Annotated in this window: 12 protein-coding genes and 1 pseudogene; 4 read left to right on the top strand and 9 right to left on the bottom strand. The window is 58.6% G+C overall.

Annotated features, from left to right (window positions below; genetic code table 11):
- Together BGE01nite_RS03350 and BGE01nite_RS03345 are read left to right on the top strand one after the other, a co-directional pair.
- Entirely contained in the window at positions 1-405 is a 405-nt protein-coding gene (locus BGE01nite_RS03350; RefSeq protein ID WP_146848848.1) for a hypothetical protein, read from the top strand.
- Positions 383-757 carry a hypothetical protein gene (locus tag BGE01nite_RS03345; RefSeq protein WP_146848847.1) on the top strand — a complete coding sequence of 125 codons (375 nt, stop codon included), beginning with the start codon at positions 383-385 and terminating at the stop codon, positions 755-757. The genes BGE01nite_RS03350 and BGE01nite_RS03345 overlap by 23 nt, the downstream gene beginning before the upstream one ends.
- Before the next feature lie 42 nt (positions 758-799).
- On the opposite strand, the gene BGE01nite_RS03340 is transcribed toward BGE01nite_RS03345, so the two are convergent.
- From BGE01nite_RS03340 to BGE01nite_RS03300, 9 genes and pseudogenes are all read right to left on the bottom strand, one after another.
- Complete coding sequence (locus BGE01nite_RS03340; protein WP_146848846.1) at positions 800-1816, bottom strand: alpha/beta hydrolase; 1017 nt, start codon at positions 1814-1816, stop codon at positions 800-802.
- 99 nt (positions 1817-1915) lie between these two features.
- Positions 1916-3085 carry a hypothetical protein gene (locus BGE01nite_RS03335; protein ID WP_146848845.1) on the bottom strand — a complete coding sequence of 390 codons (1170 nt, stop codon included), beginning with the start codon at positions 3083-3085 and terminating at the stop codon, positions 1916-1918.
- A 30-nt stretch (positions 3086-3115) separates the two neighbouring features.
- Positions 3116-4255, bottom strand: a complete 1140-nt coding sequence (locus tag BGE01nite_RS03330) for an alpha/beta hydrolase (RefSeq protein WP_146848844.1) — start codon at positions 4253-4255, stop codon at positions 3116-3118.
- A 43-nt stretch (positions 4256-4298) separates the two neighbouring features.
- Positions 4299-4931, bottom strand: coding sequence for a hypothetical protein (locus tag BGE01nite_RS03325; protein WP_146848843.1), 633 nt, complete (start codon positions 4929-4931; stop codon positions 4299-4301).
- A gap of 84 nt (positions 4932-5015) precedes the next feature.
- Positions 5016-6383: a metallophosphoesterase family protein gene (locus tag BGE01nite_RS03320; protein ID WP_170266558.1), complete on the bottom strand. Its 1368-nt coding sequence runs from the start codon at positions 6381-6383 to the stop codon at positions 5016-5018.
- A gap of 17 nt (positions 6384-6400) precedes the next feature.
- The gene (locus tag BGE01nite_RS03315; RefSeq protein WP_146848841.1) at positions 6401-7828 is read right to left on the bottom strand and encodes a sulfatase; all 1428 of its coding nucleotides are present in this window, start codon (positions 7826-7828) and stop codon (positions 6401-6403) included.
- Positions 7829-7845: 17 nt separating this feature from the next.
- The gene (locus tag BGE01nite_RS29785; RefSeq protein WP_425485684.1) at positions 7846-8553 is read right to left on the bottom strand and encodes a hypothetical protein; all 708 of its coding nucleotides are present in this window, start codon (positions 8551-8553) and stop codon (positions 7846-7848) included.
- Positions 8554-8649: 96 nt separating this feature from the next.
- Positions 8650-10296 (bottom strand): annotated as a pseudogene (locus BGE01nite_RS29780) (YHYH protein); the annotation flags it as partial.
- 385 nt (positions 10297-10681) lie between these two features.
- Complete coding sequence (locus BGE01nite_RS03300; RefSeq protein WP_218032882.1) at positions 10682-11317, bottom strand: 2OG-Fe(II) oxygenase; 636 nt, start codon at positions 11315-11317, stop codon at positions 10682-10684.
- A 92-nt stretch (positions 11318-11409) separates the two neighbouring features.
- Between BGE01nite_RS03300 and BGE01nite_RS03295 the strand changes: the two genes are divergently transcribed.
- Positions 11410-12108 carry a response regulator transcription factor gene (locus BGE01nite_RS03295; RefSeq protein ID WP_146848839.1) on the top strand — a complete coding sequence of 233 codons (699 nt, stop codon included), beginning with the start codon at positions 11410-11412 and terminating at the stop codon, positions 12106-12108.
- A complete protein-coding gene (locus BGE01nite_RS03290; RefSeq protein ID WP_146848838.1) occupies positions 12105-13574 on the top strand; it encodes a sensor histidine kinase in 1470 nt (489 codons plus the stop codon). Before BGE01nite_RS03295 ends, BGE01nite_RS03290 begins: the two co-directional genes overlap by 4 nt.
- Positions 13575-13602 lie beyond the last annotated feature (28 nt).

The following is a 13602-nucleotide window of genomic DNA, read 5'->3' as shown; positions in this document are numbered from 1 at the left end:
ATGACAGCCAATGACGTAGATTCATTTGAGCGTGCTGGGGCTCAAATTCACCAACTACACATAGAGATCAGTTTGCTCTCCAAGAGCAAGCCGGACAACCCTATCAACAAGTTTAAGCTCACATTTATTAACGAAGTGCTTGGAGCGGCTAATGTCCTCTTAGTAGGTGAATTCAAACCCTTCAGCGAATTTGATTTGTTTGATTCTGACGAATTACCTTCAAACAGCGATGTCGTGATGATTTTATCTCAGTACATTGATGCGTTCGAAGCATTTCGTTGTGCTCATATTTATGAAGTTAAATATGATGGCTGGCATTGGGCAACCAGCGATAAGAGCTCGATCAAGACCCGTCCCCCAACTCGGTACAGAAAGAACGAAAATGAAAAGAAAGCAAATAGATGAGTTTGAGACGTTAAATGGTCAACTCCAGTCCTTCTACACTGAGATAAACACACTCGTGAAGAAGAGTCCCAACGATGCTCTGAATGCCTTTAAGCTAAGACTGCTGAATTCTGCCCTCGAAAAGGCAAATCGAGTTCTCGGAACTTCCCGTGTCCCTTTCGCTGACTTTGAGGTATTTGCGGACGAAGAGATGCCAACCAACAGCGATGTATTACTGATGGTTTCGCAATATCTAAATGCACTTGAACAGCTTAGGATTGAGAACATCTATTTCGATAGCTTCCAGTGGCTGTGGCGTTGTGATGATGAAGCCGATCCATTGACATTTGCTCCCAAAAAGCTTCGGAAATAGGCAGTTTCCATTGGAGCAAGAAGGGGGATTCGAACCACATATTCACTTCGTCACCCGCTCGATCACAAACTTCGCGGCCAGATCACAGATCTCCTCCACGGAGGGCGTGCACTCCCGGCCGTAACCGTGGTCGCCGCCTTTGACTTCGGTGTACTGGATGTCCGCACCGACTTCCTTGCCTTTGGCGAAGAGGCGGCGGGAGTTCTCGACCGACAGGACATTGTCGGCATCACCATGGAAGAGGTAGACCGGGGTGGAGTCCTTCTTGATCTGGAACACCGGGCTCAGCAGCTTGATGACATCTGCCTTCTCTTCCGGCGGGCCACCGAACATCAGCGTGGCGCGCGGGCCGAGGAAGCGGCCTGCCAGCTCCTTGTCCGTGAAGTCGGTCGCCGGATAGTGCGCGACCTCGCAGCGGATGGACACCGGATCATGCCCCGCCAGCGCAGGATCACCCGGAAAGTCCTTCGGATCACCCAAGGCTGTGACGAGAGACAGATGCCCACCCGCCGAACCACCGATGGTGGCAACACGTGTGGTATCGATGCGATACTGCGCCGCGTTCTTCACCAGGAAGCGCAGCGCATCCTTGCAGTCCACCGCGCTGTCAAAGGCCGTGGCCTTCGCCGTGTTCAGCCGATACTCAAGGCTCGCGCAGATGATCCCCGTCGCGCCACAGCGACGAAACACCCCCGCAATGTCCGGGCGAGCCATGCGATAGCGATCTCCCCCGCCCCAGCCACCGCCATGAATGTAGACCAGCAGAGGCGCCTTCTCCGCCTTCAGCCCCTTCGGCGTCAGGATATCCAGCTGCAGCTTCTGGTCTCCTACGGTCTTATAAACCACATCCGGCGTGTGATCGAAGTCCGGAAAGGCTTTGGAGATGTTCTGCTTCAAGGTCTCCGCATCCACACCCTTGCGCTTGCGCTCGCCTTTGGCGGCTTTGGCAGCTTTTTGGTTCGGCGCATTTGCCGCCGTCGCAGGAGCCTCGGCAAAAGACGGGGCTCCACACGCGAGCCACAAGAAGGTCAACGAAAGGGTGAGGGAAAGATGGTGCATCGAGGTGCAGAAACGCCAGCCCCGGCATGAACTGTCAGCAACTACACGCTTCAAGAGCGCAGGCAGCGATGCCTGTCCTCAGACGGCGGCTCTATGACCTTAGTCCAGAGGCGCGTTTGAGAGTGCGGGATGATCCACCTGGATGTGGCCCCAGCCGCCGGTGTGATTGTCCACAAGCTGTAGGGCCGCCATCTGGCCCTGAAACTCTCGGAGATCCCAGGACTCCCAAAGCATGATCTCCTCGCGCTTGTCATTCTTCATGCCGCAACCCGTTGCGCTGCGCACGACTTTACCATCGATGACTAGGTTTAAACAGGTCTGCTCCTTGTGAGGTCCGCCGCCGATGAGAAAGTGCAAATAGCGGCGGTCGAGGGTGAACGTGGGCGAGGTCAGCGTGCCGGTGGGCTTGTCGCCGGCACGATACGAATTCACGAGCTTTAAACCCCAGGCACGGTCAGGTTTGTTCCGGCAGTCCTTCAGTGCTTGCGGGCCGCTGCCAAACGCATCTCCCGTGGTGGTCCATGCTCCGAAGCCCTCGCCTTCAAAGTCTGCAATGAGGCGATCATCAGCTCCTTGAGAGTAGAACTTCTCCGGCTGGATTTTCCTGGCGGGGACGGCCGCAGCCTTGGGCGGGCTGGGTGGCAGGAGCGGACGTGTCGTGGGTGAGCCGGGCAAGGCGCTGACCTTCAGGTCCTTCACCAAAAACTTCGCACCATTGAAACCACCACCATTGAGGAAGAAGGGACCCATGGGACGATTGAAGGATTCATCTATCGTGGTGATCGTAACACCATCAATGGTTAGGGTGAAATTCGGGCCGTCATGGATGCACTTGACCTCATGCCACTCGGTATCGAGCTTCGTGAGCTTTCCCTTCACCAGCACGGCACTCTCTTGGTCCTTCGACTTCGGGCGCACAAGCGCCATCTCACCGGTGTCTGGCGCAAAGGTGAAATCCATGGCGTGTCCGCCTTTCTCACCCCAGGCCACGAAGAGAAACTTTTGCTTCGGCACGGCGAACTTCATCTTCCATTCCACCTTCATTTGATCAAAGGCCATCAGGGCTTTGATGGTCGCGGTGTGGTTCTCCGTCGGCACCTGCTCGCCGATCATGGCGCCCTCACCAAACTTCCAGGAACCATGATGAAACTCCAGGCTCGGTGGAAGGGGCCCTTCCGCGCCATCTTCCTCAATGAGGTAGTCGCCGGGAGCGGCTAGCACACTGGATGAGACCAGCAGCCAGGCGCTGATAAGTAAGAGTGGTTTCATGGAGGGATTCATTCGCCTGACGGATCGCGATTACTTCGCGGCTGCATATCCCTGCCAGAGCCACTCCAGCGCCTGCGGGGTGATCTGCGGGCGGGCGGGGCCGATGCCGTGGCCGGCGTTGAGGCAGTAGACATACTGATAGTGATAACCCTTGGCCTTCAGCACCTTGGCCATGCGGTGATTGGCTTCCACCCAGTCGTGCATGTCGTCACGCATGACGTTAGGGTTGAGAAGATCGCGATCGCCCACGGCCATCCAGATGCGCAGAGGCTTCACGGGGCTTTCAGGAATGATCTTGTTATGAAAGCCCCAGGCACCATCCGGCGTCTCGGGATTGAAGGGCCACTGCTGGTTCACATAGGTGCCGGAGAAGGTGAGCACGCGGTGATACAGGTCCGGGCGATACCAGGCCATGGCGAGCGCGGCGGAGCCGCCGCTGCTGTTCCCCATGGTGGCGCGGCCTTCGGGATCCTTGGTGAGCTTCACGCTGTAGTTCTTCTCCACCAGCGGCAGCACCTCGTTCTCGATGTATTCGGCATACAAACCGGACATGGTGTCATACTCGCGGCCGCGCTCATGACCCTGCGCATCGCCACCGCCGCTGGAGATCATGATGGCGATCATCGCCGGCACGCGCTTCTGCGCGATGAGGTTGTCCAAAATGCGCGGGAGGTTCATGTCCGGCTTGCCGAGTCCAGGACCATCATGCGTGACGATGAACGGCGCTGCGCTGCCTGCCTGATACTGAGCCGGCACATAGACGGTGATGGTGCGCTTGTAGTCGATGGGATGAGTCTCGACGATGAGGGTCTTCGGGTTCTTCGGATCCACCGTGCCAAACACCTCACGCGCGATGCCAGGGTTGAAGAGCTTGCAGTCCTTCGAGTCGATCTGGAACTGTTGCACTTTTCCTTGGGGCACGCCTTCGACGACCTTGGTTTCCGGAGCGGCGACGTAGTCAGGACCGATGACGTAGTCACCCTCCGCATTCACCGGTGGCACCGCGCCAGGCTTGCCATCGAGCCGCGTGAACTTCGGCGCGCCGGGCGCATCGAAGGGGCGTGTGGGCGGCTGCGGACGTTCAGGTTTCTTTTCCTTGGCTTTGTCCGCGGAGAAAGCAGGCAAGGCAATGGCCACAAGGCTGAGAGCGAGGATGGAACGGAGATTCATGGAGGTGGGAAACAAGCAGAATAAAAAACCTAACAAATAGTGATTACTTCACCTCAGTGACATCCGTCACATCCAGCTGGATGAACTGGCCGTTGAAGGGCTTTGGTGCGGGAGCGACATCTGGCACGACGAGCTTCTCGAAGTTCGTGATCATGTGCCCGTTCTGGCCGTCCCCGTGAAAGGTGAGCGTGGCACCGCCTTCCACGATGATGGAGGCGGTGTAGTCGATCGTGAAGATGCGGTGCCCGACCTTGTCATCCCGGTTGAAGAAGAAATGCGCGACCGGTGACGAGACGCTGAGCTGGTAGATGTTGTATGTCTTGTTGTTAGGCACACCGCCGATGTAGAAGCGCTCGCCTTCCTTGATGCCATCTTTGTACATCATGGGCTCCACGACTCCGCGCACACGCAGGGTGACCTTGTAGCGCTTGCCTGCTTCACCGCCGAAAGTCTTCACATCGGTGAACTTGTCATTCGTCTCAGGGTTGTCCGTCATGCGGGCGGAGATGCCGTCTGCGCCGGGCTTCGGATTCTCCGGCATAGGATCCTTGCACGGAAACTCGAAGCGATAGCCATCGATGGCCGCCGCGACCTTCTTCAGATCATCCGCAGCATGGGTGGACGTGGCGAGCAAGGCAGCGACGAGAAGAGCGGAGGCGAGACGAAGAGGATGCATGGAAGGTTGGCGATGTTAAGTGGAAGTGTGATGAACGAACACTCCTCCACTTTGATTGCGCCATTTCTCATCGTCCACTCATGATCAGCCGCGCGGGCGCACTTTGTAGGAATGCTCGATCGCTCCATTCTCCAAATCTGTCCTCGTCACACCAGGAACGATGCTGCGGATATAGTCTACCGTGGCTTCACGGCCCTCGACACTCACGCGCACATGGCCGCTACTGCCAAAAATGACTCCCTCATAGCCATACTCCTCCGCACTGCGGGTGCCGCCACTCGGGTGTCCAGGCTGCGGCACTTCCTGGTAGATGATGCCGTCACGCTCCTCTTTGACGAACAGGTGATCGTGCCCGTGAAAAACGATGTTCACGCCATGTTTCACGAATAGTTCATGCAGCGGCATTTCCCAGCCTGGGCGGTGCAGTTTGAACCCATCCGTGCCGTCGGCATTCTTGCCGCCCCATTCCATGTAAGGAGCCGTGCCAGCACCGCCCCGGACATCGCGACCCAGTCCTCCCACGAGATGATGGATGAAGATGAATTTAAACTCGGCTTTGCTCCCTGCTAAAGCCTTGGCGAGCCAGTGGTACTGAGCCTCCCCGAGCGTCATGTCCCAGCCCGAGGCTCCGCGCTGCATGGTGGACCAAAACGGGTCGAGACCAATGAATAGCGAATTGCCCCATTCAAAGGCGAAGTAGCTGTGCTTGTCATTTCCATCGGCCGGGTTCGGGAAATAGGTTTTGCGCTGCCTCAGCGACCATTCAGACATCTCCGGGTCGCTGCCCTTCTCACCATCGTGATTCCCGAGCACCATGAGAATCGGTACGCTGTGCGCGATGCGCCCCATATAGTAGCGTTGCGCTTTGTACTGGGATTCTGAGCGAGTGTAGAATTTGCCAAACTTGTCCACCATCGTGGTGTCCCCGAGGTCAATCATCAAGTCCGGCTTGTCGGTGAGCATGTTGGCCAGTGTTTGCTGGTAGACACGGACGTCCGTGTTGTTGTCGAGGTGCGAGTCCGCCTGCATGACGAAGGAAAAACTCGATCCGGAATTCCGCTGCGTGTGAAAGCTGCGCATCGAGTCCTGCATGGCTTCACCACCGGCACGGCGATACGTCAGGCGGTAATTGTAACCCGTGTCCGGCTTCAATCCGCCCAGCACGATGTTTTGGGGCTCACCAGCCTTTAGCTTGACCACTTCACTCTTCAATCCGTCACCATACTCGATGAAGGCATCCATGTCTTCCCACGCGAGCACGCTGACCGTCATCGATTCCGCACCTGGCCGGCAAAGCCACACATTGAAAAGATACGGCGGCACCACGGCAGACTCCACCTGGCCGCCCTGGCCTGCACCGCCCTTTCCTCCTTCCTTGCCGCCGCCCTTTGGTTTTTCTCCGGCTTCAGGCGCGGCTGCGACCAGCAGCAGCGCCAGCACAGCAAAGCTCATGGATGTCACCAAGGCCTTCATGGCTTCGGCCCTCCCTTCTTATCACCTTTGCCACCACCCTTTCTGGCAGGTTCTTTGGCAGGATCATAGTTCCTGTTAGGCCGTGGCATCTCCGCCTCGACCTCGGTCAGATAGGCTGAAAGCTCCTGCGCCATGCTTTCGGCGATCGCTGGCTGCCTGGCGGACAAGTCATTCCGCTCAGCGAGATCGGCATCAAGATCAAACAGGCGGTTCTCTCCGGTCTCATAAAAGTGAATGAGCTTGTAGCGGCTTTTTAGAATGGCGCTGTGAGGTGTGTCTCCCTGGTAATGCGGAAAGTGAAACACCAGCGCATCCCGGGACCTACGTACCGGCTCATGACTGCCCCGCAGCAGGTGGGATACGTCCCCACCCTCCAAATTTTCTGGGAGAGCCTGCTTCACCCCTGCCAGCCGGCACAGTGTGGGAAAGAAGTCATACCCCACCACCCGCTCATGGCACCAGGAGTTCGCCGCGATGCCTGGCCCGCGAATGATCAGCGGCACGCGAATGCCGCCTTCCCACACACCGCCTTTGCCAGCAGTCAGTGGACGAACGTTTTCACGACCACCGCCGCCACCGCCCTTGCCTTTTCCGCCGCCACCACCGCCGCCGCCACCGTTGTCGGACATGTAGATGACATACGTGTTCGTGCTCAGCCCGAGGCGTTGCACAGCTTCCAACAGACGCCCCACGCCAGTGTCCAGGTCTGTCGTGATGGCCGCACGATCCACATCACTGTGCATGCGTCCAGGCGTCTGCTTCTCGTAAAACTCACGCGTGGACTTCAACGCATTCTCAGGGAGGTGAAGGGCATAGTACGACATCTGCATGTAGAAGGGCTTTTTCGCCTGCACCTGCTTCTTCATGAAAGCCTCCGCGCGCTCATTCATGCCAAAAATGTCCACCGGATTGGGATCCACAAAAGCATCTGCATCACGATTCCCCGTATCGCCGTCACTGACATCGTAACCGTGAGAATCTGGGCCGCCGCCGCCAAGGTGCCATTTGCCAAAATGAGCGGTGACGTATCCGGCGGAGCGCAGCATCTCCGCCACCGTGACCTCACGGCTGTCGATGTGCTTTCTCGAGGCTCCTTCGATCAAGCGGTGTCCTTCCTCCGCAGGCGCGGCCTTGGTCCATCCGAGCGCCGCGGGATTACGCCCCGTCTGCAAACTGATGCGTGTGGGCGAGCACACGGGCGCAGGGGCATAAGCTGCGCTAAACCGCATGCCCTGGGCAGCAAATTTTTCCAGATTCGGGGTGCGGAAGAAGTCACTCTTGGAGTTTGGCAGATCCGGGTGCATTTGCACGGAGAGGCCTGTCCAGTCCTGATCATCTGAGAGAATGAAGATGAAGTTAGGCGGCTCGGCGGCAAATACCGAGTGTCCGAGCAAGAGAAGAGCAAGAGAACGCAGGGATTTCATACTCGTGAGGAAGAAGGTTATCGTTGAGGCACGCCACTGACATCCAGATCAGGTTTGGTGTTCCAGCGCGGAGTCCAGCCGGGCTTCTCGACCCTGGTGCGGAAGATGACGGTGTTATCGAGGGCAATGTCATCACTCCAGATGAACTTCGCGCCTTCGAAGTCGCTTTCGAAGTAGGGCTGCTTGGGGTCGACCTCTTCCACGGTGTACTCTCTGGCGTTCTTCCAGGTGCTGTCGTCATAATCCACGGCCCACCAGTTTTCCGGCAATGATTCTTGCAGCACTTTTGGATGGGCCGTGTCTGCGTTCACCGGACCGTGGAAGAAGTTCTTCGCCTTCCAGGAGGCATTAGTCACGGTGCCATCCGCGAATTTCAGGCAGAAGCCGCCATCACCAATATTGGTGCCGTATTCCATGCCGGTCTTGGGATCGGCATTATCCTTCGCGAGCACGGCGATGGTCATCGGATACTCGGGGAGGAAGTCCACACTCACCACATTGTGCGGCGTGAACTGGATCGGATCCACGGCGACGAGGCGGCCATTAACGTAGAGCATGAACCAATTGTCCGCATAGAGGTTCAGCTTCATCGTGTCAGCGATGCTCGGCTTCACAAGTCCTGGGGGGCCGCCTTTGCCCTTTCCTTTGCCTTTGCCGCCACCAGGGCCGCCTTTTTTGGGTTCGCCATCAGCGGGCCCGTCAGAACGCTCGACAGGCAAAGGCATCACGGACGGTGCTGTCGCTTTTTGTGATGCTTTTGGCTCGGCAGAAGGTTTTGGAGTGACTGCACCTCCACTGGAGTGAACGACTCGCAGCGAGGAGCTCGCGAGCACCTTGCCATTCATCGCTGTGATGAGTTCTTCACGGCCGGGCTTGCCAGCGACCTTGAGAGGCCCGGACAGGGCATAAAGCGTGATGACATACGTCTTCGCACCAGGCCCTTTGGAGTGCGGCGGCTCGTAGCCAATCTCGCCTTTGAAGCCTGTGCCGAGTTTACCGACATCTGTCATATTTTTGGGCAGGCTTGATGCGCTGCCTGGGATGTCATAAACGGTCCAGTACCACTTCCGATCTCCGTCTGGTGTGACGTGGTCCATGATCAACGCGTAGCCCTGCGTCCCTGCTGGCGCTCCTGACCACATCAAGGGGGGGCTGATGCCATCGCCATCGCCATCGCCGGTAAACTCTGTGGGCAATGCTTGCAGGTCTTCAACCACTGGGCTGGTGAGCATGAACTTGCCATCGCTGCTGCGTGGCTGATCTGGAAGCGCGACAAAGTTCTGCCCCTTGCCTCCGCGTTCACCACCGCCACCTCCTGGCTTCATCTTTTCCCGAGCAGGGGGCTCTTCACCACGCGGCTGTGGAGCACCCGTGGCAGGCGCATTGCCCACGAGTTCATCAAGCTCCGGCGCGTCGAGCTTGCCATCACGATTATGATCAAGGCCGTTGAACTGCTCTCTGGCCTTCGCCAACGCATCGGGCAGCGGGTCACCTTTCTTCGCGGCATTTGACTTCGCATTGTCGGCGAACTCCTGCGCGGTGACAACACCATCACCATTGACGTCCAGGATGCCAGGTATTGGGGCCATTCCTGGCCCCTCTGGGTTGCCTTCACGGGCCGGGAATCCCCCCGTCACTCCCTCACGCCCACCTTTGCCCTGTCCCTTGCCTTTTCCTTTGCCCTTCATGCCCTCCGGACCACCGCCTTGCGGGCGACCACCCCCTCCGCCGCCACCACCTTGACCGCGTACGGTGTAAACTTCATCAGCCGTGCCATCGCGACCATTGTCAAAGTGGAAGGGATAGGTGCCGTCAGCCTTGATCGAGTAGCTCACGCTGCGTTTGTCACCGTTCACCTCGTAGCTGAGTTTGTAGCCGTCTTTATTGGTGCTCTCAAAGGCGGTGATCTCAGCGCCTCGAAGGGCGGTCAGAGCCTCGCGCACACCTTGAGCACGGGGCTGTGGATCCACCTGCCCCTCATAATCCACGACTTCTCCGTGAAAGCCGCCGATGACATAGGGATACTTCATCGATCCATGATAATGATAGCCGAGCTCCGCGGTCTCATGACCGTGGCATTCATCCAGCTTGCCCGGCGCTGAGCCATCCGGCTCCGTGAGACCGTAGATGGGATAGCCATCCAGCGCATAGGCCACCGGCATGCCCTTGCCTGCCTGGGTCTGCAAATGCAGAGGCACGATGTGGTAGTGATAATCATCCGCGCGGCCACAGTGCCCGCCCCACTGGTCCAGCTCCCCGATCTCCTGGCTGATCTCACCGCGATTGTTTTGCGGATTGAAGATGGGAATGCCATTCACGGCGAGCGCGATGGCTCCGCGCAGAAAGCGGCCTTTGATCATCGCGGGCTCTTTGGCAGGCACAGGCTTCAGCGGGATGCACCAGGCATTGTCCCCAAAGTAGTTTTGCGGCAGCGGCACCTGCTGCTGCCAGGCGGTGATGCCCACCATCATGCCATGATCCGGCAGGCCATTCGAGCCGACATAGAGGAACTCATTGTCCGATCGCAGATCCAGCCTGGTGAAAGGGAGAAAGGCTTTCGCCATGGGTGGCGCTTCTCCCGCATTGGCGACCGCCGCCGCTGCAATCTGAAGCACGGAGGCGGTGGAAGCCGTCTCCACCACGCCGCGTTCGCGCTTCCATTCGGCCAGGACGTGCGCGCGGAGTGCTTCGCGGTCCGTGGGCACTTCCCCGGCCTTCCAGGTGTGGGCCAAGGCAGAACTGGTGAGGAGAAGAAGGCTGAGAAGTGGCTTCATGACTGCCACTTCAACACCTGCCGCGTCAGCAGCGGTTCAAGCTTTCGGCGGAGATTTGTCGGGATTGTGTCAAGACGCCTCAACGCTGGCAAAACCAGCCCGTGATGCTCATGCGCGTCTTTCTGGCTGGAAGCACCTCATGCCAGAAGTCTGCGGCCATGAAACACACCAGCGTGCCCATGCGCGGCTCGATCAGGATGAAGGCTCCGGCCTTGTCTCCTGCGGTCGTCCACAGCTTCAGCTCACCACCATCGCCAGGCTGCCAGCCGGGATTCAGGTAGAGGATCGTGGTCACGATGCGGTCGCTGGTGCCGGCATGACGATCCAGATGCGCCTTATAAAAGGCTCCTTCAGGATAGATGGCAAAGTGGCCTTCATACTCAAACAGGCCGAGAAAGAACCGCTGGTTCAGTGCCAGCCGCAGCAGCTCCAGCCTGGCCAGAAAGAAGACCTGCTCCACTGAGGCCGCATCCGTTTGCAGCCACATCACCTGATCACGGCGGATGTCATCACGCACCTCCAGGTTCAATCCACGGCCCACACCCGCGCGCTTGAACTCACCGCGGTCAGAAGCCTTCTCACATTCCGTCCTCAGCCTCAGCGAATCCGCCTCATCCAGACACCCAGGCAACGAAGCCCAACCAAACTGGTCCATGGCATTGAGCATCTCGATCATGGGCCCACCAGCGAGAGCACCGGCGCAATAGCGAGACAAATCGTCCGCCACAGGGGGCCAGCCCAACAAGAACTTTGTCAGCATCCGGTAAAGACGATGGCCCGGTCATCGATTTCGGGCACATTGCCGCCATGCGCCTCCTCATCATCGACGACGACATCGAGCTCTGCCAGCTCGTCGCCGATTACTTGAAGCCGATGGGCTTTGAGGTCGCGATGGAGCACGAGGGTGTGCAGGGAGCCGAGCGTGCCACCACCGAGTCCTGGGCCGCCATCATCCTGGATGTCATGATGCCTGGCTGCGATGGATTTGAAGTGCTCCGCCGCATTCGTGCTCAATCCAAAGTGCCCGTCATGATGCTCACCGGACGTGGTGAAGAAGTGGACAGGATTGTCGGTCTCGAGCTCGGCGCGGATGACTATCTTCCGAAGACTTTTTCATCGCGTGAGCTGCTCGCGCGTCTTCGTGCCTTGCTTCGGCGTACGGGTTGGATTGCCGAGACGGCTCCCCAAGCGCCCATGAAAGAGATGGTCATGGGCGAGCTGCGCATCAATCCAGAAACTCACGATGTGATCCTCGGCGACCAGCCCGTGCTGCTCACGCCTGCGGAGTTCGGGCTGCTGCTATCGCTCGCGAAAGCGCATGGCCGCGTGAGGACACGGGAGCAGCTCATTGAAGAGGTCGCGGACCGCGAGTGGGATGTGTTTGACCGCGCCATCGACATGCACATCTCGACGCTGCGCAAGAAGCTCGGCGATGATCCGAAGGAGCCACGGTTCATCAAGACAGTGCGTGGCTATGGCTATCAACTCGTGACTCCCGGGCGATGAACGCAGTCACCAAATCCCAGGCTGGAAAGCCTAGGCTACGACTGCCGCTGTATGGCAAGATCCTGCTGTGGTTCCTGGTGAACTTGCTGGTGCTGGCGCTGCTGGGAGTGGGCTTCATGCAGGCGCAGTTCAAGCTGGGGCTGGATTGGATGCTGGCAGGCGAGCCTGGAGATCGGATCGCGGCGCTGGGGGACCGGGTCACGGAGGAGCTCTCACACCTGCCTGAAGCAGAGTGGAACCAGCGACTGAGCGATTTAGGCCTAACGAACGGCGTGTCATTCGCCCTGTTTAACAACAGCGGGCAGCAAGTCTTTGGCCAGATGGTGCAGGTGCCACCTGAGCTGATGCCCAAGCTCATCAACAAACGGCCGCCGAATGAAACGCCTCAACGCCGGCCCCGTGGACCGGCGGCGAAGCGCCCTTCCGATGCCCCGCCGAAGCCGCGCTTCATGATGAGGGCCGGTGATCCGGCCAGCTACTTCGCGGGCATTCATCTGGACCTCGTCCATAGCCTGGATGGGCGCGCGCTGACCCTGCTCATGGTCTCTGGGAGCATCACCGGTGGCGGCTTGTTTCTGGATCTGTGGCCGTGGTTTGGACTTGCGGCAGGGGCTCTCGTCATCTCCGCCTTGATTTGGATGCCCTTTGTCCGTGGCATGAGCAGCTTCATTCGTTCGCTGAATGAAGCGGCAGGTCGCATCGCTCATGGGAAGTTTGATGAGCGCATCACTCGTGAGCGCAATGACGAGCTGGGTGAGCTCTCCACCTCCGTGAATACCATGGCAGCGCAGCTTGGTGAATATGTGGCGCAGCAGCGGCGCATCACGGCGGATGTGGCGCATGAGCTGTGCAGTCCCATCGCCCGCATGCAGATGGCGCTGGGAGTGGTTGAGCAGCGCGGCACGCCGGAGCAGGCGACCTATCTTAAGAAGATCGACAACGAGCTGCAGCACATGGCGAAGCTGGTGGAGGAAGTGCTGGCCTTCTCCAAGGCAGCGACACTGCGGGACCGCGAGGCTGCCGAGACTTTCGATCTACGTGAACTCATCGATCAAGTCATCGAGCGCGAGGCACCCGAGACGGTCATTCAACTGAATGTGAATGAAATGAAACTCCACACTTTTCGTTCGGCGCTGGATCGTGCGCTGGGGAATGTTTTGCGCAATGCGGTGCGTTACGCCAGGGACATCGAGATTCACGCCCGTCGTCAGGTTGATGATGTGAGCATTCAGATACTTGATCGAGGCCCAGGGGTGCCTGAAGAGTCTGTTTCGCGCTTGTTTGAGGCCTTCTATCGGCCTGAGGCCGCCCGTGGAAGGAACACAGGCGGCAGTGGTCTCGGCCTGGCCATCACCCAGCGATGCATCGAAAGCTGCGGAGGCACCGTGACAGCGAGAAATCGCGAGGGCGGCGGTCTGGTGGTGGAGTGTGTGGTGCCTCTCGCCAGCAAGGCTCACCAAGCGTGAGAGCAGGGCGCTGAGAGTCATGCCGACA

The sequence above is a fragment of the Prosthecobacter gellanilyticus genome, from assembly GCF_007992435.1.
In the GTDB taxonomy this organism is placed as follows: Bacteria; Verrucomicrobiota; Verrucomicrobiia; order Verrucomicrobiales; family Verrucomicrobiaceae; genus Prosthecobacter; species Prosthecobacter gellanilyticus.
The sequence above is the reverse complement of the archived record's forward strand: the minus strand, read 5'-3'. Positions and strand labels throughout refer to the sequence as shown.

Excerpts from the sequence above, each read along its gene's own strand:
- BGE01nite_RS03335 (WP_146848845.1), bottom strand. The coding sequence starts at position 3,085 with ATGAAACCACTCTTACTTATCAGCGCCTGGCTGCTGGTCTCATCCAGT.
- BGE01nite_RS03315 (WP_146848841.1), bottom strand. The coding sequence starts at position 7,828 with ATGAAATCCCTGCGTTCTCTTGCTCTTCTCTTGCTCGGACACTCGGTA.
- BGE01nite_RS03340 (WP_146848846.1), bottom strand. The coding sequence starts at position 1,816 with ATGCACCATCTTTCCCTCACCCTTTCGTTGACCTTCTTGTGGCTCGCG.
- BGE01nite_RS03290 (WP_146848838.1), top strand. The coding sequence starts at position 12,105 with ATGAACGCAGTCACCAAATCCCAGGCTGGAAAGCCTAGGCTACGACTG.
- BGE01nite_RS29785 (WP_425485684.1), bottom strand. The coding sequence starts at position 8,553 with ATGCCTTTGCCTGTCGAGCGTTCTGACGGGCCCGCTGATGGCGAACCC.
- BGE01nite_RS03320 (WP_170266558.1), bottom strand. The coding sequence starts at position 6,383 with ATGAGCTTTGCTGTGCTGGCGCTGCTGCTGGTCGCAGCCGCGCCTGAA.
- BGE01nite_RS03330 (WP_146848844.1), bottom strand. The coding sequence starts at position 4,255 with ATGAATCTCCGTTCCATCCTCGCTCTCAGCCTTGTGGCCATTGCCTTG.
- BGE01nite_RS03295 (WP_146848839.1), top strand. The coding sequence starts at position 11,410 with ATGCGCCTCCTCATCATCGACGACGACATCGAGCTCTGCCAGCTCGTC.
- BGE01nite_RS03345 (WP_146848847.1), top strand. The coding sequence starts at position 383 with ATGAAAAGAAAGCAAATAGATGAGTTTGAGACGTTAAATGGTCAACTC.
- BGE01nite_RS03325 (WP_146848843.1), bottom strand. The coding sequence starts at position 4,931 with ATGCATCCTCTTCGTCTCGCCTCCGCTCTTCTCGTCGCTGCCTTGCTC.
- BGE01nite_RS03350 (WP_146848848.1), top strand. The coding sequence starts at position 1 with ATGACAGCCAATGACGTAGATTCATTTGAGCGTGCTGGGGCTCAAATT.